Here is a 25,169-nt window from a genome sequence, read left to right as displayed (position 1 = left end):
CGGGGTAGCGGCGAAAACCAATGTCGGGAACCAACCCGGATAAAACTACCTACCTCCGGGCGGTTCCGCATGCCGGTTCAGCAGGTTGGTCCGCAACCGGTGTCCGAGCAGGTCAGGAACGTGGCGGGGGTCACTTTTCGTCGCCCGGCGCGACGGGTTCGGCGTGCTCGGGCTGACCCGGGATGCGGACGGCGTCGACCAGCACCTCGTCCGAGGTGGTGGTGGTCGCCTCGCCGCCCTCCTCGCGGATCCGGGGCAGCGCGCCCCCGGGGATCTCCAGGGCGCGGTCGATCGTGTCGGGGTCCCCGATCGCCGTCCACTCGTACGGGGAGGCGATCGCGGCGCCGTCGAGCACGACGCCGCCGCCGGAGTCCACGAAGTAGCTGGTGGTGACCAGCCGGACACCGTTGACCTCGATCGCCTCGGCGCCGGCGTTGCGCAGCTCCTCCAGGAGGTTGAACAGCGCCTGCGCCTCCAGCGGCTTGGCGCCGTCGGCCACGTGGATCTGCACGCCCGGTCCCTGGGCCGGGAGCCGGCCCGACAGGATGCCCTCCTGCTCGGCACGCTGCTGCGCGAGATCCCGCGCCGCCTGGTCGCGCCCGTCCTCCGACTGCAGGTCGTCCCGGATCTCCTCCAGGTCCGAGACCTCGGCGTCGAGCTGGTCGGCGCGCTGCGTGACCTCGTCCAGGAGCCGCACCAGCTCGTCCTGCCGCAAACTGCTGAGCTGGTCCCCCGTCGACTGCCCCACCTGCACCGCCAGGGCGAACCCGAGCGCCAGGCACAGCAGACCCGTCAGCAGCTCCGAACGGGTACCGCGCGGGCGCAGCAGCTGCACCACCCGCTTCCAGCCGGACGCCGGTTCCGGCTCCGGCTCCGGCTCCGAAGTAGGGGCGGGGGCTGGGGTCGTGTCCGGGGTCGCGTCCGGAGCCTTGTCGGGTGCATCCCCCGCAGGGACGTCCGAGGTGTCGGCGGCGGCGGCGTCCGGCACGTCCGCGACAGGCTTCGGCCCGGGCTTGTTCGACCCGCTCTTGTCGGGCTTCGCGCCCGCCCCGTTCTTGTCCCGGCCCATGCTCACGCCTTGAAGATGTGCCGGCGGATCGAGGCGGCGTTCGAGAAGATCCGGATCCCGAGCACCACCACCACCGCCGTGGACAGCTGGCTGCCCACACCGAGCTGGTCACCGAGGAACACGATGAACGCGGCCACCACCACGTTCGACAGGAACGACACCAGGAACACCTTGTCGTCGAACAGCCCGTCGAGCATCGCGCGCAGCCCGCCGAACAGGGCGTCCAGCGCGGCCACCACCGCGATCGGCAGGTAAGGCTGCAGGAACAGGGGAACGGTCGGCTGCAGCACCAGCCCCGCAACCACCCCGATCACCAGCCCGATGATCGCGATCATCCGTTGTCCTCCTCGGGTCGGTCCTGCTCCGTGCCTGCCGAACTGCCTGCCGAACTGCCTGCCGTACTGCCATCGGTACTGCCTGCCGTGCCGCCCGGTGCCGTGCCCGAAGGCACCCGCGCGAACCGCAGCGTCGGCGAGCCCGCACCCGGCAGGTACATCCCCTCGCTCGTGCTCACGTCGTTCTTGATGTCGTACTCCGCGCTCAACAGCTGCAGGAAGCCCAGCCCCGCCGACCGCGCGAACTCCACCTGCATGTCCTCCGGGTCGCCGATCGCCTCGATCCGGTACGTGGGACCGTTCAACGGCTGCAGGTCCACCAGGATCGCGTCCCCCGCGTTCCGGATCGCCGACAGCGACGTCAGCCGCTCGTCGTTGACCGCCACCGCCTCCGCCCCCGCCGCCCACAGCTCGTTGACCACGAACTGCACGTCCGCGTCCCGCACCCGCGACTCCGCCGGCGCGTCACCCGGCTCCACCAGCCCACCACCGGAACCGTCGGTCAGCGACACCACCATGCCCGGCCCCTCGACCGGCACAGCGCCGCTGACCAACCGGTCCAGCTCGTTGACCTCCTGCAGCGCCGAAGGCAGCAACCCACCGCTCTGCAACCCGTCCACCTGCGCGTCCAGCGCCGTCGCCCGCGCCGACAACGCCTCCACCTGCGCACTACGGTCCTGGATCTGCTCGATCAGCACCGACCGCCCCTTCGTGACCGTCGGCTGCGGCGCTCGCAGGTCACGCACCGCCACCGCCGTCACCGCACCGAGCACGATCGCCACCAGCAGCATCGTCACCACGCTCGACACGCGGCGCCCCGCCACCGGGCCGGACGCCTGGCCAGCCTCCGCTCGCCGCCGCGCCATCTCCGCGTACCCCGGGTCCAGCGGACGCTCGGTGACCTCCCGCAGGAGCGTCATCGACTCGTCCGGACGACGCGGCGCCGTACGGTCGGCAGGGCCGCCCGCCGCGGGGGCCGTCATCCCTGCGCCACCAGCCGGCGCACCTGCGCCACGTACTGCAGACCCGCCAGCCAGTACAGGCCCACACCCCACCAGGTGAACGCCCAGCCCACCACGTGCGCACCGGCGCCCACCCAGCCCGGCACCTCCGCGAGCAGCAGCAACGGGAACGCGTACAGCAGGGCGAAGGTCGCGACCTTGCCGACGGTCGTCACGTTCAACGTCCCGTACCCGAGGCGGGCCAGGACCGGCACCGTCAGTGCCAGCAGCACGTCACGCGCCACGATCGCCAGCACCAGCCACAGCGGCACCACCTCACGCCAGGCCAGGCCGATCAGGGTCACGAAGATGAAGAGCCGGTCCGCGAAGGGGTCCAGCATCTGCCCCAGCCGCGTGACCTGGTTCAGGCGACGGGCCAGCACTCCGTCGAGCCAGTCCGACGCACCCGAGACGGCGAGCACCACCAGCGCCCAACCGTCCTCGCCCACGACGATCAGCACGGCGAAGACGGGCACGAGGGCCAGCCGCACCATACTGATCACGTTGGGCACGGTCAGCACCCGGGAGCTCATCTCCGCCCCAGTGGACACGCACACCGCCCTTGCTCACGCCGGTTCGTCTCGGCCGCCATCCTACGGCGCGACCGTTGCGTATACGCACGGGCACGCCGTCCGCACGGGCAGGACCACCCCGCACACCACCCTGCACACCACCTTCGCACCACCCGGGACACGCCCGGGACACGCCCGGCACGAAGCCGACGACACACCCCACCAGCCACTCCCCTGACCCCGCCCACAACGCCCTCACCACGGACGACATCACCCGGGTGCTGCACGTCACGCCCCCAGCCTCTGTGCTCAGGGCGCCCGCAACCGATACAGTGGTGGCACATCCCCTTGGAGTTCGTCGTCTTCCCGTGTGTGCACGCAACGTGCGAGACAGGCCCGCAGCCTCGGCTGCGGGGAAGGTGTGTCGGGAGCGAGCGACGCGAGGGCCCTCACCTCGGCCCTGACTCCCACCCGACGACGAACGGTGCAGCACTGCATGTCTATCGACACCCCTGACCTGATCGCGCCTGCCGAGCAGGAGACCGACCAGGTCACCGCCGACTCCGGCGACCGGACGGCCCCCGCGGCCGCCACCAGCTCCGCGACTTCCACCAGCACTGAGACCCCGACCGAGCAGGCCCCGGCCGAGCCCACCGGCCCCACCTTCGCGAGCCTCGACCTGCCCGCGCCCCTCATGGCCGCCATCGCCGAGCTCGGCTTCGTGACGCCCTCGGCCATCCAGGCCCGCGCCATCCCCGAGCTCCTCGCCGGCCGCGACATCACCGGCGTCGCCCAGACCGGAACCGGCAAGACCGCCGCGTTCGGCCTCCCGCTCCTCGCCGCCGTCGACCCCGCCCTGCGCAAGGTCCAGGCCCTCGTCCTGACCCCGACGCGCGAGCTCGCCATGCAGGTCGCCGACGCCATCGAGTCGTTCGCCAGCAAGATGGACGACGTCCGCGTCCTGCCCGTCTACGGCGGCTCCCCCTACGTGCCCCAGCAGCGCGCCCTGCGCGACGGCGTCCACGTCGTCGTCGGCACCCCCGGCCGCATCAAGGACCACCTCGAGCGCGGCGCCCTGCGCCTGGAGGACATCCGCTTCCTCGTCCTCGACGAGGCCGACGAGATGCTCCGCATGGGCTTCGCCGAGGACGTCGAGGAGATCTTCGGCCAGGCACCCGCCGAGCGCCAGGTCGCCCTCTTCTCCGCGACCATGCCCCCGGCCATCCGCAAGGTCGCCGACCAGCACCTCACCGACCCGGTCCAGATCGCCGTCGCCCGGCAGTCCTCCACCGTCACCGCGGTGCGCCAGACCTACGCCGTCGTACCCTTCCGCCACAAGGTCGGCTCGCTGGCCCGCGTCCTGGCCACCTCCGACGCCGACGCCGCCATCGTCTTCACCCGCACCCGCGGCGCCGCCGAGGACGTGGGCTCCGCCCTCATCGAGAAGGGCATCTCCGCCGCCACCATCTCCGGCGACGTCGCCCAGAAGGAGCGCGAGAAGATCGTCGAGCGCCTCCGCTCCGGCGCCCTCGACGTGCTCGTCGCCACCGACGTCGCCGCCCGCGGCCTCGACGTCGACCGCATCGGACTCGTCGTCAACTTCGACGTCCCCGGCGAGCCCGAGGCCTACGTCCACCGCATCGGCCGCACCGGCCGCGCCGGACGCACCGGCGAGGCCCTGACCTTCGTCACCCCCCACGAGCGCGGCAAGCTCCGCTCCATCGAGCGCACCATCCGCGCCCAGCTCGAAGAGGTCGAGATCCCCTCCCCCCGGGACGTCTCCGCCCACCAGGTCAAGCGCACCCTCGGCAAGGTCGCCGCCCGCCGCGAGGCCGGCCGCCTCGAGATGTACACCGAGATGATCCGCGCCTACGCCGACGAGACCGGCACCGACCCCATCGACGTCGCAGCCGCCATGGCGGCGCTCGCGGTGGGCGACGACGGCCCGCGTGCCCGTGCGGAGCAGGAGGAGTACGAGCGCGAGCGGGCCGAGGCCAAGGCCGCCGCCGCCCGGCGCAACACCCGCGAGGGCGACCGCCACGACCGGTCGGGCGACCGGCCCACGCGCGGCCGCTCCGAGGGCGACCGCGGCATCCGCCGTCCGGCCCGGGGCACCCGCTACCGCATCGCCGTGGGCCACACGCACGGCGTGCAGCCGGGCGGGATCGTCGGCGCCCTGACGGGCGAGGGTGGCATCACCGGCGCCGACGTCGGCAAGATCGACATCTTCGGCAACTTCTCGCTGGTGGACATCATCGCGCCGCTGGACAACGAGGCGCTCGACCGCCTGGCCCGCGCCCGTGTCGCCGGCAAGCCGCTGCGCATCACCCTGGACCGCGGCGCCCCGCGCGGCGGCGAGCGTGGCCCCCGCAGCGGTGGCGACCACCGCCGTCCGGACGGCGAGCGTGGCCCCCGCGGCCGCGGCCCGGCCCACTACGAGGCGCGCAGCAGCCGCTGACGCTCGTGACCGACAAGCAGAGCGCCTGCCCCGAGTGGGGCAGGCGCTCTGCTTTGTTCTCTTCCGCTTCAGTTCCCGCTTCTGCTACCGCTGGTCCGGCTCCGCGGCCTCGCCCAGCTCCGCGATCAGGGCCACCAGGCGACGCGCCTCGGCCATCCCGTGCTCGCCGTCGGCCCGCTGGATCCCCATGACGGCGAGCACGTCGCCGTCCGCCAGATCGAGGTGCACCCACGGGTCGTTGGGCCCGAACCGGACCGTCACGATCTCGGGCCAGGCGAGCCGCCGGCTGGTCGCGTAGTTGACCACGGTGAGCCCGGATGGGTCGGGGACGGCGCGCACGGCGCCGAACCGCCAGGCGACCAGGGCGCCCAGCAGCCCGAACACGATGATCGCGATGCGGTTGGCGGCGTCCGCCCCGGGGCCGCTCGCCGCCAGCGCGACGAACGTGCACCCGCCGGCGAACAGCAGCGCGATGCCGTACGCCGTGGGCGTGCCGAACCGGCCGCGAAAGGTGCGGAAGTGGTCGTCGCGCCGGCCGCGGCCGATCGCGCTGCTCCCCGACCCGGCGGCCATCGGTCCTACAGCCGCGAGGCGTGGATCGAGGTCACGATGATGGCGCGCGCCCCGACGTCGTACAGCGCGTCCATGATCCGGTTGGTCTCGCTGCGCGGCACCATGACGCGCACCGCACGGGCGTCGCTGTGGTGCTGCGCCGAGACCGTCGGCGACTCCTTGCCGGGCGTGATCGCCACGGCCTGCTCCAGCCGGGACTCGGGGACCACGTAGTCCATCAGCACGTACTCCCGGGCGGTGATCACGCCCTCGAGGCGGCGGGTCAGCACGTCCAGGCCGGCCGGCGGCTCGGCGTCGGACTGCCGGATCAGCACGGCCTCGGAGCGCAGGATCGGGTCGCCGAAGACCTCCAGACCCGCGGCCCGCAGGGTGGTGCCGGTCTCCACGACGTCCGCGATGACGTCCGCGACGCCGAGCCGCACGCTCGACTCCACGGCGCCGTCCAGGTGCACGATCGCGGCTGGCTCGACGCCCTGCTTCGCCAGGTGCTGGGCCACGAGCGTGGTGTACGACGACGCCACCCGGCGCCCGGCGATGTCCGCGATCTCGGTCACCGGGTCGGTCGCGCCGGGCCCCGCGGGGGCGGCGTAGCGGAAGGTGGACCGGGCGAACCCGAGGCCCAGGTGCTCGACGGCGTCCGCGCCCGAGTCGAGCATGAGGTCGCGGCCGGTGATGCCGACGTCGACCGTTCCGGTCCCCACGTACACCGCGACGTCGCGCGGGCGCAGGAAGAAGAACTCGACGTCGTTCTCGGGGTCGGCGAGCACGAGCTCGCGGGTGTCCCGGCGCTGGCGGTAGCCCGCCTCGCTCAACATCTCGGAGGCGGGGCCGGACAGGGCACCCTTGTTGGGGACGGCGATGCGCAGCATGTGGTTGGTTCCTCTCTGGGGTGTACGACGGGTCTGGGTGCGAGGTCCGGGGTCTCGACGGGCTCGACCAGCGGGGGTCGAGCCCGTCGAGACCCGGAAGCCTCGCTACAGATGCGTGTACACGTCCTCGAGGGTCAGTCCCTTGGCGACCATCAGGACCTGCAGGTGGTACAGGAGCTGCGAGATCTCTTCCGCGGTCTCGCTGTCCGACTGGTACTCGGCCGCCATCCAGACCTCGGCGGCCTCCTCCACGACCTTCTTGCCGATCGCATGGACTCCCGCATCCAGCTGGGCCACGGTGCCCGAACCCGCGGGACGGGTCTCGGCCTTCTCGGTCAGCTCGGCGAACAGGGTCTCGAAGGTCTTCACCTGCTCAGCCTAGTCGGGCGAGGGGGGCACCACCGCTTGCCGTCCCACGTTGTGGCCAGACTCTCGTTCGGCGCATCGGCTCCCGTGGTCGCTCAGGAGGCTTCCGGCCACTCCGCCGGCAGCCCGCCGTCGTCCGTCGGAATCACCACGCCCTGGTACGGCGTGATCAGGTGGAACCCGACGGGCTCGTCCGTGGACCCGTCGTCCGTCGAGCCGGACAACAGCACGATCACGGGCCCCGAGCCCTGTCCCACGTCCGGGTCGAGCGGGTCGCCACCGGGGTACGCGGCGTCCGCTCCCCCGCAGGTCTCGGGAGTGGAGACGACCGTGACCCGATCGCCGACGGAGACCTCGAGCTCCGGTGGCGGTTCGGCGGCCGGGTTCGCGCGGGCATCCTCGGGGTCGGGGCGCTCCAGGACCTCCTCGACGTCGAACAGCCAGCGGTTCGCCTCGACGCCGTACAGCCGTGCCGTCCCGTCGTGCCGCACGACCTTCCCCAGGAGGACGGCGCCCGCGTCGGACGCCGCCTCGGTCGGGGTGAGGAAACGCATCCAGTCGACGCACGCGACGCCGTCCTGGGGCAGCCCGTCGACCAGGTCGGCCTCCTCGGTCGCCCCCTCCGACGTCTCCCCTGCTGCTCCCCCTGCTGCTCCTCCGGCTGTGCCCGGCGACCCGCCGGCCGGAGCCTCGGAGGCACAGCCCGCCAGAGCTCCCACCAGAGCTGTCGTCACCAGTACCGCTGCCGCCCGCCGGGCGCGTGAGGTTCTCATGCCCAGCCAGTGTGCCGACCAGGCTCTTTCTTGCGGCTGCTTGGTGCGGTGTGTACCTGGCTGGGGGGAGTGTGAAGACGCTTGGCACACTATTTATCCAGGAGGAGACGGGGATCAGGACCAGGAGAAACTCAGACCTCCCGGCCCGGGCGGCGGCACGTGGCACCCGCCGCCGCCCAGCAGCCGATCATCGACCCTGCAGACCCGCCGTCGCTGCGAGGCCCTTGAGCGTCACCGCCGTCGCGATCGCCGCCTCCACGGCCTCCGCGCCCTTGTCCTCGCTGGACCCCTCCAGCCCGGCCCGGTCCAGCGCCTGCTGCTCGGTGTCGCACGTCAGCACACCGAAGCCGACCGGCACCCCGGTGCGCACGCTCACGTCCGTCAGGCCGGACGTCGCCGCCGAGCACACGTACTCGAAGTGCGGGGTGCCCCCGCGGATCACGACACCCAGCGCGACGACGGCGTCCGCCGCCGGTCCCCCGCCGATGCCGGCCGCCCGCGCCGCGGCCACCGGCAGCTCGAACGAGCCCGGGACCCGCAGCTCCGTCCATTCCGCGCCCGACGCCGCCAGGGCCCGCCGCGCACCGGCCAGCAGGCCGTCCATCACCTGCTCGTGCCAGCTCGCCGCGATCACCACCACCCGCAGCCCCGTGCCGTCGACCGTCACCTTGGGTGCTCCTGCCCCGCTCATGCGCATGCTCCTTCGTGCTCGTCCTGGTACCCGTGCTCGTGCTCGTTCGTGTAGTGCCCCATCACCAGCCGCTTGGTCTCCAGGTAGCGGTGGTTGTGCACCCCGTGCCCCACCACCAGCCCGCGCCGCCCGACGACGTCCGTGCCCGCCGCGCGCAGGCCCGTCACCTTCTCCGGGTTGTTCGTCAGGAGGGTCACGCCGTCCAGGCCGAGGTCCGCCAGGATCGCCGACGCCGCGCCGTACTCGCGCGCGTCCACCGGCAGCCCCAGCTCGACGTTGGCCTCCACGGTGTCCAGCCCGGCGTCCTGCAGCGCGTACGCCTGGATCTTGGCCGCCAGGCCGATCCCGCGGCCCTCGTGCCCGCGCAGGTACACGACGGCGCCGCCCTCGGCGGCCACCGCCCGCAGCGAGGCCTCGAGCTGCGGGCCGCAGTCGCAGCGCAGCGAGCCCAGGCCGTCGCCCGTGAGGCACTCGGAGTGCACCCGCACCAGCGGGGCCGGCCGGCCGTCCGGCGCGTGCTGCGCCCCTGACCCTGACCCTGACGCCGGCGACCGGCCCGGGTCCACGGGCGTCAGGGCCAGGTGCTCCGCGCCCGACCGCAGGTCGCGGTACGCCACCACCCGGAAGTCGCCGTACTGCGTCGGCAGGGCGGCCTCCGCGACCCGCTCGACCCAGGGGTCCGCCGGCTGCGCCTGCGCGGTCCCGCCCTCGTGCTCCTCGGCCGCGCCGACGGGAGCCTCGTCGTGCGCCCGCCGCCACGCGACCAGGTCGGCGACCGTCAGGACCACGAGCCCGTACTCCCGGGCCAGGGCCTGCGCCTCCGGCAGGCGCATCATGGCGCCGTCGTCCCGGACGAGCTCGGCGATGGCGCCCACCTCGCCGAGGTCGTGGGCCGCGGCCGTACCGCCGGCCAGCCGCACCAGGTCCACCGCCGCCTCCGTGTGCCCCGCCCGCTCCAGCACGCCACCGGGGCGGGCCCGCAGCGGCAGCACATGTCCGGGCCGGATCAGGTCGCGCGCGCCCGAGCCCGGGTCACCGAGGACCCGCAGGGTCAGCGCCCGGTCGGCGGCCGAGATGCCCGTCGACACGCCCACGGCGTCCACCGACACCGTGTACGCCGTGCCTCGCGGGTCCTCGCTGCGCTCCACCATGAGCGGGAGCTCCAGGGCGTCGGCCCGGTGCGCCGGCATCGGCGCGCACAGGTACCCGGACGAGTGCCGTACCGTCCACGCCACCCACTCCGCCGTCGCGACGCCGGCGGCCAGGACGGCGTCCACCTCGTTCTCCCGGCCGGCGTCGTCGGCCACCAGCACGGGACGCCCGGCGGCGAGCTCGACGAGGGCGCGCTCCACGAGACCGGTGCCCCGCTTGTCCGCGCCCCGCGTGTCCGTGCCCGTGCGGTCCGCCGCCCGCACGCCGGTCATCGGGCGACCCCGCTCGCCATGAGCCGTTCGACGTACTTCGCGAGCACGTCGACCTCCACGTTGACCGCGTCCCCCGGGGCCAGCCCGCCCAGCGTCGTGGCGGCGAGCGTCGTCGGGATGAGCGACACGCCGAATCCGTCGTCCGACACCCACGTCACCGTGAGCGAGACCCCGGACAGCGCCACGGAGCCCTTCTCCGCGACGTACCGGGTCAGGGCGGCGGGGGCGGAGAACTCCAGGTCGTCCCAGCGCGGGCCGGGCGTGCGCCGCACGAGCGTCGCCACGCCGTCGACGTGCCCCTGGACCACGTGCCCGCCCAGCCGGCCGTTCGCGGGCAGCGCCCGCTCCAGGTTGACCCGGGCGCCAGGCACCAGCCCGCCGAGCGACGTGCGCCGCAGGGTCTCGGGCATCACCTCGGCCACGAACGCGCCGTCGGCCACCGAGGTGACGGTGAGGCACACGCCGTCGACGGCGATAGAGTCGCCGGGACGCGCGTCGGACGTGGCGAGCGGCCCGGCGACGGTCAGGACGGCGTCGGGCGCGGCGCCGTCCGTGCCGTCGGGACGGACGAGCGCGACGACGGAGCCGAGCTCCTCGACGATTCCGGTGAACATCAGATCTCCTCCTGGGTGCGCCGGCCGGGGCGGCCGTCCTGTGCGGAAAGGGCTGCTGACTGGTCTGCTGCTGACTGGCCTGCCGCTGACTCGTCTTCAGCGAACTGGTCCGCAGCAGGTTTGAGCCGACGCGCGACCAGCAGGACGTCGTCGCCCAGCCGCGTCACGTCGCCGGTGGCGAACCGCGCGGCCTCGCCGATGGTGGTCACGCCGAGGTCGCCGACGGCGGTGGCGCCCGCGCCGAGCAGCACCGGCGCGACGTACGCGTGCAGCTCGTCGACGGCGTCCGCGGCCAGCAGGGCGGTCGCCAGCGTCGGGCCGCCCTCCACGAGCAGGTGCCGCACCTCGCGGTCGCCGAGCGCGCGCAGGGCGGCGTCGAGGTCGTGGGTCTGCAGGTGCAGCAGCGGCCCGCCGAGCCCGCGCAGGCGGGCGTCGTCGGGCACCTCGCGGCGGCCGAGGACCACGCGGAGCGGCTGGTGCTCGAAGAGGCCGCCGTCGGCACGGCGTGCGGTCAGGGACGGGTCGTCGGCGAGCGCGGTCCCGGAGCCGACGGCGATCGCATCGACCTGCGCGCGGACCGTGTGGGCGTGCGCGCGGGCCTGGGCGCCGGTGATCCAGCGGCTCGTGCCGTCCGCTGCCGCGACGCGGCCGTCGAGGCTGGTGGCGAGCTTCAGGGTCACGTAGGGGCGGCCGGTGCGGACGGCGTGCAGCCAGGTGCGCAGCAGCTTCTCGCCCTCGTCGGCGAGCAGGCCGACGGTCACCGGGATCCCGGCCGCCCGCAGCCGGTCCGCGCCGCCTGTCGCGACGGGGTTCGGGTCGCCGACACCGACGTACACGGCGGCCACGCCGGCGTCGGTCAGGGCGTCGGCGCAGGGGCCGGTGCGGCCGTGGTGCGCGCAGGGCTCCAGGGTCACGACCGCCGTCGTGCCGCGCGGGTCCACGCCGCGCGACCGGGCGTCCGCCAGGGCGGCGGCCTCGGCGTGCGGAGTGCCGGCGCCACGGTGGTACCCCTCGGCGACAGTGCGGCCGCCCGGGTCCAGGAGCACGCAGCCGACGCGCGGGTTGGGGCCGTGGGCGGGGCCCAGCGCGGCGAGCGCGAGGGCGCGGCGCATCACCGCGTCGAGACCAGCGGGCTCGAGACCCGCGGGCTCGAGACCGTGCGGTGCTGTCTGATCAGCGGTCCTGCGGCCCGTGCCTGCCTGATCCGTGGGTGCCTGGTTCATGCCGTCCTCCCCGAGCGTCGGTGCTCCGGGGTGGACGACGGGTACACGGACCGGGGGCCACGAAGGCCCGGACCGCGCGCACGACGTCACGGCGTCGCACGCCCCAGGGGACGGCGCCGCCGCACGTGCTTCCTCCCATCCGGACTTTCACCGTCGGTCCTGGAATTCCACCAGGTCAACCGGCCCGTCCTTGCGGACGGACGCGGGTCGCGGACTGTCACCGCCGGCTCGGAATTACACCGACCCCGGAGCACGTGTGTGCGTACTGCTGCTCGTCAGCATGCCACACGTCGCCGGCGGCGGAGCCATGGCTTGCGTCACATACGGGGCCGGGCCGTTCGGACTACCCGCGCTCCCGCAGCCGACGGCGGTGGATCACCCACTCGGCCACCGCGATGTTGACCACCCACCCCGCGGTCAGCCCGATCGAGTTGGTCACCGGGTCGAGGCTCCCGGTGACCAGCACGAGGGGCCCGAGCAGCAGCCCCTGCGTCCCGGCGCCCATCGCCAGCGCGTACGCGCGCGTCATCCACGCGGAGTGGGTGGCGTAGTCCCGGCGCAGGGCCGCCCGGACCCCCAGCACGATCGCCACCAGCATGGTGGTGCCCACCAGGTAGCGCATGCCGTTGACCACGGCCGTGTCCTTGACCGGCAGGTCGTAGAACGCCGTCATCCAGAGCCCGGTCACCGCGACGCCGACCCCCGCCAGGGCGAGGACCCGCCCGGCCCACCGGTGCCAGCGGCGGCGGCGCAGGCCCGGCACGAACTGGAAGGCGCCCAGCATGCTGTAGACCGTCACGCACACGATGTGCACGACGACGGGCAGCGGCTGACTCACGAACCGTGCGTTCTCCTCGGTGAGCACCGGGTCGGAGGCGAGCTCGGCGAGTCGCGCGGAGCCGCCGAGCGCCGGGATCACCGACAGCAGGAGCAGGCCCGCAGGAACGAGCCAGGTGTGGCGGCCGGCTCGGCGTGCCGGGACGGGTGCGGTCCTGGATAGTGCTGCCGCCTCGGGTGCCGCTTCAGGTGTGGTCATGTACCGAGCGTCGCGGCCCGGCGGGGCCGGGTCATCGGTCCGCGGAACAGTCTTCGGACCGGCCGAAAGTACGAGACGCGCCCCGTCAGGGCCGGCGCGGGCGCATGCGTCCCGTGTCGTAGGCCCAGAGCGCCACCTCGACCCGGTTGCGGGCGCCCACCTTGGTCATCAGGTTGGCGACGTGGGACTTCACCGTGCTGAGCGTGACGAACAGCTCGCGTGCGATCTCGGTGTTGGTCCGGCCGCGGGCCACGGCCAGGAGCACCTCCTCCTCGCGGGCGGTGAGCGGGTCCAGCGGCTGCGGGACGCCGCCGGTCGCGTCGGTCGTGCCCGTGCCGGCTTCTCCCGTGCCGCTCCGCCCTGAGCCGGCCCTTCCTGCGCCGTCGGGCGGGGCGGCGTCGGCGAAGGCCCGCAGCAACCGCGTGGTGACGCTCGGCGCGATCAGCGCGTCGCCCGCCGCGGCGGCCCGGACGGCCTGGGCCAGCAGCGCGGCGCCGGCGTCCTTGAGCAGGAACCCGCGCGCCCCGGCGCGCAGGGCGGCGTAGACGTACTCGTCGAGGTCGAAGGTCGTGATGACGACGACGGCAAGGGGGTCGGCGACCTCGTGCCCGGCGAGCAGCACCGTGGCCTCGATCCCGTCCAGCCCCGGCATCCGGATGTCGAGCAGGCTGACGTCGGGCCGCAGCCGGCGCGCCAGCTCGACCGCCGTCCGCCCGTCGGCCGCCTGGGCGACCACCTGGATGTCGTGCTCCGCGTCCAGGATCATCGCCAGCCCGGTGCGGACGATCTCCTGGTCGTCGGCGACGAGCACGGTGATGGGCGCAGTAACGGGCTCAGTGCCGGGCGCAGCGGCGGGCCCAGCGGCCGCGTCGTCGGCGGTCATGCGGTTCCACCCGGCCGGGGCGCCTGCCGACGGGCGCTGCCGGACAGCGGCAGCTCAGCCTCGACAGTCCACCCGCCGCTGTCGTCCGGCCCGGCCGACAGCGCGCCGCCGAGCAGCGCCGCACGCTCGCGCATCCCCGCCAGCCCGAACCCGTCGCGGGGAGGCCGGGCCGGCGCGGCCCCGTCGTCGGACACGTGGAGCCGCACGGACCGCTCGCCGACCGTGACCAGGACGGCGATGCGCGTGGCGCCGCGGGCGTGCCGGCGGGCGTTGGTCACCGACTCCTGCGCGATGCGGTGCACCGCGGCGGCGACGGCTGCGGGCACCCGGCCGGCGTCGCCCTCCGCGGCCACCTCCAGAGCCACCTCGACGGGCGGTGGCGCCGTGTCGGCGAGCCGTTCGACGTCCGCCAGCGTGGGACCCGGCGCGCGCTCGGCGGGCAGGCCCGGGCCCGCGGCGGGTGCCTCGTCCGAGCGGAGCGTGCGGACGAGCGTGCGCATCTCGGCGAGGGCGCGCGTGGCCTCGCCGTCGATGACCCGCAGGGCCTCGACCGCGGCGGCGGGGTCGGTGCGCGACACCGCGATGCCGGCCTGCGCCCGGACCGCGACGGCCGAGACGTGGTGTCCGACGACGTCGTGCAGATCGCGCGCGAGGCGCTCGCGCTCCAGGAGGGCGACCTGCTCGCGCTCCCGGCGGCGGGCGCCGGCGCGATAGCGGAACGCGAGGCCGAGCGCGAAGGCTGCGGCGAGGATCAGCAGGCCGGCCGCGACGTCGGTCCAGCTCAGGAAGCCGAGGGCGGCGTTGACGCCCACCTTGGCCAGGATCAGCGCGCCGCCGAGCACCACCGCGCGCCCGCTCCCCCAGCGGAACAGGGCGTACGCGAGCACGAGCTGGAAGACGCCGGCGGCGAGGTCCAGCTCGCGGCCCAGGAGCACGGCCGGGATCCCGGACCCGACGAACGCGATCGCGACCGTCAGAAGCGGGTAGGCACGGCGCCAGAGCAGGGTCGGCGCCAGCACCACGACGGTGGCGACCTGCAGCCAGCGCCCCGGCACGTCGGGGCGCGCGATCCCCTCGATCAGCGCCGCGGCGACGAACGTGCCGACCAGCGCCCAGTCCCACCACGCCCGCGCGGGAACGTCGGCGGGCTGCGGCTCGTCCCAGACCGGACGGATGGCGGACACGGCCTCATGCTACGAGCGCCGGCCGCCGCGCGGGATCAGCCAGAAGTACGAGCCGCCCTCCCCTGCCGGGGCTGCCTGGTGCGGCCGCCGCGAACCCGACTGCGTTGCGCGACGCGCTTGGCACACTATTTCTGCCCGGGAGGGCCAAAGTTGAGTGCTGGGTATCTGCCTTTCTGGCACACGAAAGAACGCGAATACCCAGCACTCAGCGGGAGGGGGTGACCGGGACTGTCAGTGGGTGTGCTTGTCCGCCAGCTCGCGGAGCGTCGCGATCTCCGCCGGGATGTCCTCGGCCCCGTACACCGCCGAGCCCGCCACGAAGACGTTCGCGCCGGCGTCGGCCGCACGCTCGATCGTGTCCCGCGACACTCCCCCGTCGACCTGGATCCACACGTCCAGCCCGGACTCGCTCACGGCCTGGCGCGCGCGCCGGATCTTGGGCAGCGTGCCCTCGATGAACGACTGCCCGCCGAAGCCCGGCTCGACCGTCATCACGAGGATCATGTCGATCTCGGCCAGCAGGTCGAGGAACGGCTCCACGGGCGTGGCCGGGCGCAGCGCCACGCCCGCGCGCGCGCCGAGCCGGTGCAGCTCGCGGGCCAGGCGGACGGGCGCCTGCGCGGCCTCCGCGTGGAAGGTGACGGACGCCGCCCCCGCCTCCGCGAACGCCGGCGCCCACCGGTCCGGGTTCTCGATCATGAGGTGGGCGTCGAGCGGGATCGGCGACACCTTGGCGAGGCGCTCGAAGATCGGCAGCCCCAGCGTCAGGTTCGGCACGAAGTGGTTGTCCATGACGTCGACGTGCGCGTAGTCGGCGTCGGCGATCCGGCCGAGGTCACGCTCGAGGTTCGCGAAGTCGGCGGACAGGATGCTGGGGGCGATGAGTGCTGCCATGATGCCAGCCTAGAGGCCGACCGACAGGGAGCGACGATGATCCCCGACGTGAACTACTGGGCCGTGATCGTGGCCACGCTCTCCACGCTCGTGGTGGGCTCCGTCTGGTACACGCCGAAGGTGTTCGGCACCCGCTGGATGCGGCTGGCTCACGTGGACCGGGAGGCCGCCGAGGCCCGCGGCGTCTGGCCGATCGTCGTGACGGTGATCGTCAGCTTCCTGACCGCGTGGGTGCTCGCCGGCGCCGTCTTCATCGCCTGGCGGTTCTACGAGGGCAGCTTCTTCAGCGCGGCGGTCGTGACCGGCGTGCTGCTCTGGATCGGCTTCACCGCGGCCCGGATGATCACGCACGACGCCTTCGAGGGCCGCCCGCCGCAGCTCACCACGCTGAACCTGGCGCACGAGCTGGTCACGATCCTGGTCATGGCCGTGATCATCGGGGTGTGGCCGCCGGCGGGCGTGTAGCCCTACCACCAGAGGCCGGGTGCGAAGGTTCACCCGCGCGTCGTCCGGACGATCACCCCGAAACCGACACGTGAGGCGCTAGCCTCCGCTGCGTGACCGAGCATCAGGCACCTCTCCGGTGAGGATCGACCTCACCGGACTCAGAAGAGCCAGCACCCGCGGGCTGGTGGGTGCCGTCGTCCTCGTGGTCCTCGCCACGACGCTCCCTGCCTATCTCACGTACGAACACCTCAGGGACCGGCAGATCCTCGCGGACCGCGGGGTACAGGTCGAGGCACAGGTCACCGAGGTCAACCGGATGCGCCGCTCCGCCGACACGGCCGACGTCCGACCCGTTGACCCGCCGTACTTCGAGTCGGTCCTCGACCCCGGGCAGGGCTTCTCCGTCGGCGACCGGGTCGACGTGGTCGTCGACCCCCTCGCTCCAGGACGAATCGCCGTTGTCGACCAGCCACTGATCGCGAGCAGCGACCTCGTTTTCGTCGCCATCGACCTGGCGTGTCTCCTGGCCCTGCTCGGTCTGCTCCTGCCGCTCGGCGAACTCTGCCGCCGCGCCTGGGCGCGTTACCGCGGCGTTCCCGCGCCGGCTCGGCGGCCACCGGAAGCTGAACTGTCCGCGAAGCCGCGCCGCCGACTCCTCGCCGGCATGGAGCCCCCTCAGATCCTGCTGCTCCTGATCGTCGCGCCTGTCGCCGGCACCGTGATCTCAGGGCTGTTCGCCGCGGATGCCATCAAGAGGGCGGATGCGCTCGAGACCTCCGGAGTCGCCACCCAGGCGATCGTCGAGGAGAGCACCTGGGCGGCCGACGACGGCGGATGGCTCGACGTGACGTTCAGGCTCCCTGACGGAAGGGAGTCCGGCGCCTCTGTCCACGCCCAAGGCCGTGTGCACTACGAGGGTGAGTCCGTCAGCATCATCTATGCGCAGACCGCGCCACATATCGCCCGGCTTGCCGACCAGGAAGCCCTTCCGGCTGACACCTGGATTCCCGTTGCCTTCTTCGGCGTGTTCGCGGCGACGGCGGTGCTGACGGTCCCGATGGCTGTTGTCGCCCTCGTCCGGCGGCCCCGACCCGACAGGCTCACCCATAGGCGAACTGTCGATGCGCGCCCGCAGAGCAAGTAGCGCTGCGGACTGTGTTGCGGAGAGTAGACGCTGTCCACTCTCCGCAACCTGACCCCTGCGCGGAGGCCCGCCCCCTCGGCCCCGGACGAGCCGCTGCTGCTACGCCGTGCGCCGCAGCAGCGTCAGGTGCATCGCGTCCGTCCCGTGGACGTGCGGCCAGAGCTGCACGTCGTCACGGTCGGACAGCGGGATGTCCGCGCCGGGGCGCACCGCGGACCGCACCGCGGCCGGGGTGTCCAGCCGCTCGACGTCGGCGCGCCTCTTCAGCACGTCGGCGACCACGAGCTGCGTCTCGGCCAGGTGCGGCGAGCACGTCACGTACGCGACCACTCCCCCGGGCCGGACGGCGTCCAGCGCGGAGGCGAGCAGCTCGCGCTGCAGCCCGGTGAGCGCGGCGAGGTCCGACGGCGTGCGCCGCCACCGGCTCTCGGGCCGGCGGCGCAGCGCGCCCAGGCCGGTGCACGGCGCGTCGACCAGCACACGGTCGTAGGCCCCGGGCTCCTCTGTACCGACCTCGCGCCCGTCGCTGGTGCGCACCTCCTCGACCACGCCGTCGGGCAGCGCGGCCAGGGCCCCCGCGACCAGGCGCGCGCGGTGCGGCGCCACCTCGTTGGCGACCAGGGTCGCGCCCCGCTCGGCGGCGAGGGCGCCGAGCAGGGCGGCCTTGCCGCCCGGGCCGGCGCACAGGTCCAGCCAGCGACGGTCGGCGCCGTCCAGCGGCACGCCGGCCAGCGCAAGGGTGACCAGCTGCGATCCCTCGTCCTGGACACCCGCGAGACCCTCCCGGATCGCGGGGATGCCCGACGGGTCCGAACCCTCCAGGCGCAGCGCCGTGGGCGCCCAGCGGCCGGCGACCAGGTCGACGTCGCCCCAGGCGTCCTCGTCGGAGGCCTCCACCAGGCCCGGCCGTGCCACGAGGGTGACGCGCGGGGCGGCGTTGTCGGCGGCCAGGAGGTCGCCGAGCTCGTCGGCGCCGCGGCCGTTGCCCGCCAGCGCCTCGCGCAGCGCGCGGGCGATCCACAGCGGGTGCGACTCGGTGGTCGCGAGGCCGCTCAGGGCGTCCGGCGCCTCCTTCTCCAGGATCGACAGCCACTCGTCGAGGGGCCGCTCCGAGACCCGGCGCAGCACGGCGTTCACCATCTGCGCGGGCCCGGCGCCCACCCGGTTGCGCGCGAGCCCGACCGTCTCCGAGACCGCGGCGTGCCCGGGCACCCGCATGCCGAGGAGCTGGTGGGCGCCGAGCCGCAGCACGTCCAGCAGCGCCGGGTCCAGGCCCGACAGCGGGCGATCGACACACGTCGCCAGGATCGCGTCGTACCGGCCGCGCATCCGCAGCGTGCCGTAGGTGAGCTCGGTGGCGAAGCCTGCGTCGCGGCCACGGATGCGCCGCTCCCGCAGCAGCGGGGGCAGCACCAGGTTCGCGTACGCGTCGGACTCGTCGACCTCACGCAGCACGTCGAAGGCAGCCATGCGCGCCGGGTCGGTGCCCTTGCGGCGCTCCGAGGGCGCCTGCGACGTGCGGGACCGGTCGCCCCGGGACCGCGACGCGGAGCGCTGCCGTCCCGCGGAGGTGCGGCGCTCGTCGCCGAAGCCCCGGCCGCCGCGATCGCTGCGGCCTCCGCGATCGCCGTCGTAGCCGCTCATGCGGAGGCCCCCGTCGTGTTCGTGGCCGACGCCGTGCCGGCGTCCGCCGACCCGTCCTGCGTCGTCCCGCCCAGCACCAGCCCGGCCTCGACGAGCGCGCGGCCGCCGCCGCGGGCCCAGTCGGGCGCGGGCATGGCCTTCTTGCCGAACGGCCGCACCTCCCCCAGCGCCACGGCGTGCGTCGCCGTCCCGACCAGCACCTCGTGCTTGAGCGCGCGCACCTCCCCCGCCCGCAGGTCGGTGACGTCGGGGCGCGGCGAGACAGGCCCGAGGCCCAGACGGGAGCCGTCCGGCAGCACGGTCCACGCGCCCGGCGCGGGCGTGCAGCCGCGCACGAGGCGATCGACTGCGAGCGCCGGGTCCGTCCAGGCGACGCGGGCGTCGTCGGTGGTGAGCTTGGCGGCGACGGAGACGCCGTCGGCGGGCTGGGGCTGGGGCTGGAGGGTGCCGTCCTCGAGGGCGTCGAGGGTGGCGACGAGCAATTCGGCGCCGGAGACGGCGAGGCGGCCGAGGAGGTCGCCGGAGGTGTCGGTGGGGCGGATGGTCTCGGTGGCCGTGCCGAGCACGGGTCCGGTGTCCATGCCCTCGTCGAGCAGGAAGGTGGTGGCGCCGGTGACCTCGTCGCCCGCGATGAGGGCGCGCTGCACGGGGGCGGCGCCGCGCCAGGCGGGCAGCACGGAGAAGTGCAGGTTGATCCAGCCGAGGCGGGGTACGGCGAGCACGGCGGGGCGCAGGATGTGGCCGTAGGCGACGACGGGGGCGGCGTCGATCTGGAGCTCTTCGAGCAGGGCGACGAACTCGTCCCCGCGCGGGACGTCGGTGATGACGCGGATCCCGGCCTCCTCGGCCCGGGCGCGCACCGGGCTGGGCGTGAGCTTGCGGCCGCGGCCCGACGGCGCGTCGGCGCGGGTCAGGACGGCGACGACCTCGTGACGCGAGGCGAGCAGGGCCTCCAGGGAGGCGACGGCTGGTTCGGGGGTTCCGGCGAAGAGAAGACGCACCGGGTCAGTCTAGGTGTGCACCAGGTGTGGGGCCCTGCCGGGCCGGTTCGCTCGGCACGGCGCGACGTCGGGCGACGAGCACCACACTCCCCGCGGTGGCGAGGGCCCCGAGCGCGATCGCGGCGGCCACGGCGAGGGTCAGCGTGTCCGGGCCCGTGAGCGGCTGCCCGCGCAGGGCCTGCCAGGCCAGCAGCAGGACCACCGCGAGCGCCGTCCCGCCGGTGACGATCACGAGCCAGGTGCGGTCGCGGACCGTGAGCCAGGTGGCGGGCACGACGGCGAGCAGCCAGGCCACGAGCGGCAGGGCCTGCATGGCGTGGATGCCGACGAAGTGCGCGGCCCGCAGGTCGCCGGCGACGGTGGACCAGCCGAGCACGGGCAGGCCAGGCCCGCCGTCCGCCGGGCCCACGGTATGGGCACCGATCAGCACGCGGTCCCCGCCGTCGCGCAGGGCGTCGAGCTGGGCGGGGGTCGGGTCGGTCATGAGGAAGGCGACGGCCATGCCGACGACGGCGACGACGAGGCCGCCGCGCAGGCCCCAGGCGAGCACGGGGTCGTGCAGCCGCTGGGCGAGCAGCACGACGGCGACGACGACGTTGGTGGCCCACAGCGTGGCGATGGCGCCCGCCATGGTGAAGTACACCGTCTGGTCGAGCGGGGTGCTCACGTTGAAGTGGCTGCGCAGCCCCCGCGCCGACTGGAGCACGATCAGTGCCTGTTCGATCAGCAGCGCGGCCGCGACGATCCAGGAGACGGTCACCACGAGGCGCCGTCGGCCCCGGACGTAGGTGAGGAACCAGAGCAGCGTGAGGCTGTACACGCAGATCGAGACGGCGAACTTCGCGGGCTTGAGCCAGGTGGGCTCGCCGAGCACCTGACGCGGGTCGGCGGCCAGGCCGACGAGGCACACCAGCAGCACGACGGCCGTCAGCAGGGTGGTGAGGGCCAGCGGCGGGTTGGTGCGGACGGCGCGCGTGAGCAGCGCGGCCGGGGAGGTCCGCGAGGACGCCGGGGTCTTCGAGGCGGGCGAGGTCATGGCGCGAGCCTGGCACCGCCCGGCGGCGGCGGGGAGGTGATTCGCCCGTCGCCGAAGGGCACCGTGACGCGGCGGGCAGCGTGGCGGGCTTGTCCCGCAAGGTTCGCGTCCCTCGGCACACAGGGGTGGTATCAGACCGGACCGCCTGGAGGACCGCGATGCGCAGTCTCAAGCTTCTCGGACCGGTGACGTCCGTCCCCCGGGCGACATGCGCGCTCTTCTGTGCCGTCGCGCTGGCAGGGTGCGCCGGGTGCACGGCGGGCGGGCCGGGCCCGGGGACCGACGACGTCGGTGCGGGATTCGCCGAGGTGCTCGCCCTGCCTGCGGCGTCCGCCGACTACGCCTGGTACCCGGGGTCGGTCACCGAGGCCCTGCCGTCGGTCCGGTACCTCGACGGGGGTGAGGCGTACGCCTCCGAGCTGGCCGCGCTCGGCCGGTTCACCAGCTGGGAGGCAGGCGAACCGGCGCATCCGAGCCTGGAGATGATCGACCTGACGTTCGAGGTCGACGAGGTCATCGACTCGCTCGGTGGCCTGACTGTGCACCAGGACGGGACAGCGCTCGAGGGCAGGACAGTCACGGTGCACATCAGCATCGACGATTCGGCCGACCGTGACCGGGTGGCCGACGAGCTGCTCGCGCTGGACGACGTCGTGCTCTTCCTGGACCACGTGGGGCCTGAGTCCTGGCCGCCGCCGGAGTGGGTCGTCGTGTTCGACGACGCATTCCTGGGCGACGTGCACGACCGTGGGGCGGTCACCTGGCCCGTGGCGGAGGCGATCGCCGCGAACAACCCAGCCGACTCCCACCCGGAGATCGACGCGACCACGCTCGACGAGCTCCGGGCGGCGGCGGGGCAGGAGCGCACGATCGAGGTCTTCCTCGACGGATGATCGACCGCGACGGGCGAGACCGCGCGCTACACAGCGACCGGGAGCCCCAGGGCGCGCAGGTCGTGGCGCAGGGCGTCGGTGCCGGTGAACACGACGCCGTGGAAGCCGACGCCGCGTGCGGCGTCCACGTTCACCTGCTTGTCGTCGATGAAGACGGCGCGGGACGGGTCCACCCCGAAGCGCTCGACCACCAGCTCGAAGATGCGCCGGTCCGGCTTGGCCATGCCCTCGCGGCCGGACACGATGACGTCCTCCATCAGCCCGATCGCGGGCGCGGCGGGCTCGGCGCTGTGGAACGTCTCGGCCTGCCAGTTGGTCAGCCCGTACAGGCGCAGCCCGAGCCCCTTCAGCTCCGCCACCAGCTCGGCCGACCCCTCGACGGGCCCGGTCAGCGACAGCTCGTAGTGCTCCACGTACCGGCGCAGGTCCTCGACCTGCTCGGGGTGGGTCCGGCCCACGCGCTCCAGCAGCACGGCGTACGACGTCCCGGCGTCCGCGGCGTGGTTGATCGACCCGAAATCGACGGCCTCGAAAAACGCCTCGATCTCCGCCCGCGGACGCCCCGCGTACGGCCCGAAGGGGTCCCACCCGATGAGGACGTTGCCGAAGTCGTAGACGACGGTGTCGATGACGGGCGCGCCCGGCACGGGAACGTCGGTCACAGGGGCGTCGGTCGCGGGGACACCGGTCACGGGGTCGGCTGAGGTCACAGCATCTCCTTCGGGTCGAGCTGTACACGGACGGTCCCACCCTCGCGGCGCGCGGAGCGCACGGCGAGGCTGGCCTTGAGCCTACGGGCGAGCTCGTCGCCCTGGGCGAGCGGGACCCGCAGCACGGTCCGCACGGGCAGGTCGAGCGCCTGGAAGCCTGCGCCGCCACCCGGGCCGTTGTTGCTTCCCGGGCCGCCCCGGCTGCCCACGCCCCGGCGGCCCGACGGCGCGCCCGTGCCCCGGCCGCCCGGTCCCCGCCCGGGGGTCTCCGGGTCGATCTCGACGGGGCCCAGCGCCCCCGAGCCCGCGCCCAGGTCCTCGCGCAGCCCGACCCGGCCGACGACCGCGTCCACCGCCGTCCGGTCCCCGGTGACGGCAGCGACCCGGACGGCGGGCGGCAGGTGCAGCTCGGCGCGCTCGTCGAGCTCCCGCCCCGCGAAGCCGGCCGGGTCCCAGCGCACCAGGGCCTGGGTGGGTCCGGGCGCGCCGTCGCCCACGAGCAGCACCTGTCCCTCCGGTCCAGGGCGGACCAGCGACGACGCCGCGAGCCAGCGGTGCAGGGCCTCCGTGCCCGCGGCGAGACCGGTGCCGCCGGTCATCACGGCGGCGTCGAGCAGGAGTGCGATGGCGTAGCCGCCGTCCGCGACGGGCTCGGCGCCGGGGGTGGCCACGACGAGCGCGGGGGTGGCCGGGACGGCGTCGATCACGCCCCCCGGGGCGGACGCCGCCGACAGCCGCACCGGCACGCCCGTGAACGCCCGGCCGAGCTCCTCCGCGGTGCGGGCCGAGCCGACGCGGACCGACCGCAGGCCCGTCCACCCGCACTCCTCGCACCGCCAGCCCCCGGCCAGGCGACCGCACCAGGTGCACTGCGGGGCGCCGTCGGCGTGCGGCAGGCCCAGGGGCCCGTGACAGTGCGCGCAGCGGGCGGCGACGCGGCACCGGGAGCACGCCACGACCGGCAGGTAGCCGGAGCGGGGCACCTGCACCAGGACCGGACCGCGGTCCAGGGCCTCGCGCGCGGCACGCCATGCGGTGGACGGGAGCCGGGCCGCGGCGGCGGCGCCCTCCCGCGCCAGCTCGACGGACGTCAGCGCGCGCACCCGGGGCGCCCGGGCCCGCACCACGTCCCGGGGCGCGGCGAGCTCCCGCGCCCAGCCGGAGGCGAGCAGCGCCTGCGCCTGGACGGTGCGACCCGGCGAGCCCAGCAGGAACGCCGCGTTCTCCCGCTCGGCCCGCAGCGCCAGCACGTCACGCGCGTGGGGGTACGGGGCGTGCGGCTCGGCCAGCGTCTCCTCGCCGTCGCCCCACAGGACCACCAGGCCGAGGTCGGCGACCGGCGCGAACATCGCGGCCCGGGTCCCCACCACCACCCGCGCGTCGCCCCGCAACGCCCGCAGGAACGCCCGGTACCGGGGCGCGGGGCCGTCGTCGGCCAGCAGCCGCACCACGTCGTCGTCGGCGACCCCGGCGCCCTCCAGGGCTGCGGTCACACGCGCCACGTCCCGCGCGTCCGGCACGACGACGAGCACCCCGCGCCCGCCCGCCGCACACGCCCGCACGGCCTGCGCGACGGCGGCGGCCCAGTGCGGGGTACGTGTGTCCGTGTCGGAGCCGGAGCTGGGGTTGGGGCCGGAGGCCGCCCCGGTTCCGACGCCGGGCAGCGCGGACCACACGGCCCGGGGCGCCTCGCCCGCCTGGATCCGGCGCAGGTACGCCTCGCCGCCCCGGTACGGGACCCACGCGGACGACGACGGCGCGACGGCAGGGTCGGCCGGGACGTCAGCTGCAGGGACGTCGGCAGCCTCCGGCGCATGCTCCTTCTCCGGCTCCTTCTCCACGCGCGCGTGCCGCGGCGGCAGGGCCAGGCGCAGGACGTCGGCGAGCGTGCCCGCGTACCGGTCGGCCACGGCCCGACACAGCTCGAGCACCTGTGGCGTCAGCACCTGCTCGCCCGACACCACCCTGCGCAGCGGCACGAGCCGGCCGTCGTGGTCCGACGTCTCCTGGCGCGCGACGACGTACCCCGCGACGTCCTGCCGCCCGAACCGCGCCTTGATCCGCACGCCAGGCTGGGCGTCGTCGGCCATCGCGGCGGGGACGAGGTAGTCGTACGGCTGGTCGAGGTGCGCCGGCTGCAGGTCCAGCACGACGCGCGCGACCGGCAGGTTCTCCGCGATCGGGATGCCGTTGGTCTCGGCATGGTCGAGCGGGCCCGGAGACTTGGCCTTGCCGACGCCTTTGCTCCCGCCGCGTGCGGGCACACCGCCCACCTCGTCCAGCCCGAGCAGCGCCTCGTCCACGTCCCCGTTCACCTCCCTATCCCACCATGCGCCACCCACACTCGGCGGCGGCACGAGGGCGGGCACAGGTGCCGGTCAGTCCGATG

Annotated in this window: 25 protein-coding genes and 1 riboswitch; of the genes, 4 read left to right on the top strand and 21 right to left on the bottom strand. The window is 74.4% G+C overall.

Translation table 11 applies throughout. From position 1 onward, the window contains the following. Positions 1-130 precede the first annotated feature (130 nt). From ACZ7LE_RS20205 to ACZ7LE_RS20190, 4 genes are all read right to left on the bottom strand, one after another. Complete coding sequence (locus ACZ7LE_RS20205; protein WP_470405323.1) at positions 131-1,069, bottom strand: DUF881 domain-containing protein; 939 nt, start codon at positions 1,067-1,069, stop codon at positions 131-133. Between the two features lie 2 nt (positions 1,070-1,071). Continuing rightward, positions 1,072-1,404 (bottom strand): small basic family protein, encoded by a 333-nt coding sequence (locus ACZ7LE_RS20200; protein ID WP_470405030.1) that lies wholly within the window; start codon positions 1,402-1,404, stop codon positions 1,072-1,074. Next, a complete protein-coding gene (locus ACZ7LE_RS20195; protein ID WP_470405029.1) occupies positions 1,401-2,213 on the bottom strand; it encodes a DUF881 domain-containing protein in 813 nt (270 codons plus the stop codon). The genes ACZ7LE_RS20200 and ACZ7LE_RS20195 overlap by 4 nt, the downstream gene beginning before the upstream one ends. A gap of 170 nt (positions 2,214-2,383) precedes the next feature. Continuing rightward, entirely contained in the window at positions 2,384-2,956 is a 573-nt protein-coding gene (locus ACZ7LE_RS20190) for a CDP-alcohol phosphatidyltransferase family protein (RefSeq protein WP_377229421.1), read from the bottom strand. Positions 2,957-3,413: 457 nt separating this feature from the next. Here ACZ7LE_RS20190 and ACZ7LE_RS20185 point away from each other — a divergent pair, with 457 nt between their 5' ends. Then, positions 3,414-5,375, top strand: coding sequence for a DEAD/DEAH box helicase (locus tag ACZ7LE_RS20185; protein ID WP_470405028.1), 1,962 nt, complete (start codon positions 3,414-3,416; stop codon positions 5,373-5,375). 84 nt (positions 5,376-5,459) lie between these two features. On the opposite strand, the gene ACZ7LE_RS20180 is transcribed toward ACZ7LE_RS20185, so the two are convergent. From ACZ7LE_RS20180 to rpe, 12 genes are all read right to left on the bottom strand, one after another. After that, positions 5,460-5,948, bottom strand: a complete 489-nt coding sequence (locus tag ACZ7LE_RS20180) for a PH domain-containing protein (protein ID WP_470405027.1) — start codon at positions 5,946-5,948, stop codon at positions 5,460-5,462. A gap of 5 nt (positions 5,949-5,953) precedes the next feature. After that, on the bottom strand, positions 5,954-6,817 hold the full coding sequence (hisG, locus tag ACZ7LE_RS20175) for an ATP phosphoribosyltransferase (RefSeq protein ID WP_470405026.1): 864 nt from the start codon (positions 6,815-6,817) through the stop codon (positions 5,954-5,956). A gap of 105 nt (positions 6,818-6,922) precedes the next feature. Continuing rightward, on the bottom strand, positions 6,923-7,186 hold the full coding sequence (locus ACZ7LE_RS20170) for a phosphoribosyl-ATP diphosphatase (RefSeq protein WP_108494143.1): 264 nt from the start codon (positions 7,184-7,186) through the stop codon (positions 6,923-6,925). A gap of 92 nt (positions 7,187-7,278) precedes the next feature. Then, the gene (locus ACZ7LE_RS20165; protein ID WP_470405025.1) at positions 7,279-7,956 is read right to left on the bottom strand and encodes a hypothetical protein; all 678 of its coding nucleotides are present in this window, start codon (positions 7,954-7,956) and stop codon (positions 7,279-7,281) included. Between the two features lie 187 nt (positions 7,957-8,143). After that, positions 8,144-8,647: a 6,7-dimethyl-8-ribityllumazine synthase gene (gene ribH / locus ACZ7LE_RS20160; RefSeq protein ID WP_470405024.1), complete on the bottom strand. Its 504-nt coding sequence runs from the start codon at positions 8,645-8,647 to the stop codon at positions 8,144-8,146. Beyond that, entirely contained in the window at positions 8,644-10,071 is a 1,428-nt protein-coding gene (gene ribB, locus ACZ7LE_RS20155; RefSeq protein ID WP_470405023.1) for a 3,4-dihydroxy-2-butanone-4-phosphate synthase, read from the bottom strand. The genes ribH and ribB overlap by 4 nt, the downstream gene beginning before the upstream one ends. Beyond that, positions 10,068-10,685: a riboflavin synthase gene (locus tag ACZ7LE_RS20150; RefSeq protein ID WP_470405022.1), complete on the bottom strand. Its 618-nt coding sequence runs from the start codon at positions 10,683-10,685 to the stop codon at positions 10,068-10,070. Before ACZ7LE_RS20150 ends, ribB begins: the two co-directional genes overlap by 4 nt. After that, positions 10,685-11,797 (bottom strand): bifunctional diaminohydroxyphosphoribosylaminopyrimidine deaminase/5-amino-6-(5-phosphoribosylamino)uracil reductase RibD, encoded by a 1,113-nt coding sequence (gene ribD, locus ACZ7LE_RS20145; RefSeq protein ID WP_470405322.1) that lies wholly within the window; start codon positions 11,795-11,797, stop codon positions 10,685-10,687. The genes ACZ7LE_RS20150 and ribD overlap by 1 nt, the downstream gene beginning before the upstream one ends. A 232-nt stretch (positions 11,798-12,029) precedes the next feature. Further along, positions 12,030-12,166: riboswitch (FMN riboswitch) on the bottom strand. An 85-nt stretch (positions 12,167-12,251) separates the two neighbouring features. Further along, entirely contained in the window at positions 12,252-12,944 is a 693-nt protein-coding gene (locus ACZ7LE_RS20140; RefSeq protein ID WP_470405021.1) for a DUF2306 domain-containing protein, read from the bottom strand. An 85-nt stretch (positions 12,945-13,029) separates the two neighbouring features. Beyond that, the gene (locus tag ACZ7LE_RS20135; RefSeq protein WP_470405020.1) at positions 13,030-13,827 is read right to left on the bottom strand and encodes a response regulator; all 798 of its coding nucleotides are present in this window, start codon (positions 13,825-13,827) and stop codon (positions 13,030-13,032) included. Beyond that, a complete protein-coding gene (locus ACZ7LE_RS20130) occupies positions 13,824-15,011 on the bottom strand; it encodes a sensor histidine kinase (protein WP_470405019.1) in 1,188 nt (395 codons plus the stop codon). The genes ACZ7LE_RS20135 and ACZ7LE_RS20130 overlap by 4 nt, the downstream gene beginning before the upstream one ends. A 231-nt stretch (positions 15,012-15,242) precedes the next feature. After that, positions 15,243-15,905 (bottom strand): ribulose-phosphate 3-epimerase, encoded by a 663-nt coding sequence (gene rpe, locus ACZ7LE_RS20125; RefSeq protein ID WP_470405018.1) that lies wholly within the window; start codon positions 15,903-15,905, stop codon positions 15,243-15,245. A gap of 36 nt (positions 15,906-15,941) precedes the next feature. On the opposite strand from rpe, the gene ACZ7LE_RS20120 reads away from it, so the two are divergent. Then, complete coding sequence (locus ACZ7LE_RS20120) at positions 15,942-16,370, top strand: DUF1761 domain-containing protein (RefSeq protein ID WP_470405017.1); 429 nt, start codon at positions 15,942-15,944, stop codon at positions 16,368-16,370. A gap of 118 nt (positions 16,371-16,488) precedes the next feature. Next, the gene (locus tag ACZ7LE_RS20115) at positions 16,489-17,496 is read left to right on the top strand and encodes a hypothetical protein (RefSeq protein WP_470405016.1); all 1,008 of its coding nucleotides are present in this window, start codon (positions 16,489-16,491) and stop codon (positions 17,494-17,496) included. Between the two features lie 99 nt (positions 17,497-17,595). On the opposite strand, the gene ACZ7LE_RS20110 is transcribed toward ACZ7LE_RS20115, so the two are convergent. Genes ACZ7LE_RS20110 through ACZ7LE_RS20100 form a run of 3 tightly spaced genes read right to left on the bottom strand, consistent with a single transcriptional unit; the run spans position 17,596 to position 21,177 of the window. Beyond that, positions 17,596-19,140 (bottom strand): RsmB/NOP family class I SAM-dependent RNA methyltransferase, encoded by a 1,545-nt coding sequence (locus tag ACZ7LE_RS20110; protein ID WP_470405015.1) that lies wholly within the window; start codon positions 19,138-19,140, stop codon positions 17,596-17,598. Next, on the bottom strand, positions 19,137-20,141 hold the full coding sequence (fmt, locus tag ACZ7LE_RS20105; protein ID WP_470405014.1) for a methionyl-tRNA formyltransferase: 1,005 nt from the start codon (positions 20,139-20,141) through the stop codon (positions 19,137-19,139). Before fmt ends, ACZ7LE_RS20110 begins: the two co-directional genes overlap by 4 nt. A 4-nt stretch (positions 20,142-20,145) precedes the next feature. Beyond that, complete coding sequence (locus ACZ7LE_RS20100; protein WP_470405013.1) at positions 20,146-21,177, bottom strand: hypothetical protein; 1,032 nt, start codon at positions 21,175-21,177, stop codon at positions 20,146-20,148. A 158-nt stretch (positions 21,178-21,335) separates the two neighbouring features. Here ACZ7LE_RS20100 and ACZ7LE_RS20095 point away from each other — a divergent pair, with 158 nt between their 5' ends. Further along, positions 21,336-22,070: a hypothetical protein gene (locus ACZ7LE_RS20095; RefSeq protein WP_470405012.1), complete on the top strand. Its 735-nt coding sequence runs from the start codon at positions 21,336-21,338 to the stop codon at positions 22,068-22,070. A 26-nt stretch (positions 22,071-22,096) separates the two neighbouring features. On the opposite strand, the gene ACZ7LE_RS20090 is transcribed toward ACZ7LE_RS20095, so the two are convergent. Both ACZ7LE_RS20090 and ACZ7LE_RS20085 read right to left on the bottom strand, forming a co-directional pair. After that, positions 22,097-22,780 carry an HAD family hydrolase gene (locus ACZ7LE_RS20090; protein ID WP_470405011.1) on the bottom strand — a complete coding sequence of 228 codons (684 nt, stop codon included), beginning with the start codon at positions 22,778-22,780 and terminating at the stop codon, positions 22,097-22,099. Next, entirely contained in the window at positions 22,777-25,095 is a 2,319-nt protein-coding gene (locus ACZ7LE_RS20085) for a primosomal protein N' (RefSeq protein WP_470405010.1), read from the bottom strand. The genes ACZ7LE_RS20090 and ACZ7LE_RS20085 overlap by 4 nt, the downstream gene beginning before the upstream one ends. Between the last annotated feature and the right edge of the window lie 74 nt (positions 25,096-25,169).

It is taken from the genome of Promicromonospora sp. NPDC110617 (assembly GCF_055598465.1).
Note: the sequence above shows the minus strand (reverse complement) of the source record. Positions and strands in the feature narration are given on the sequence as shown.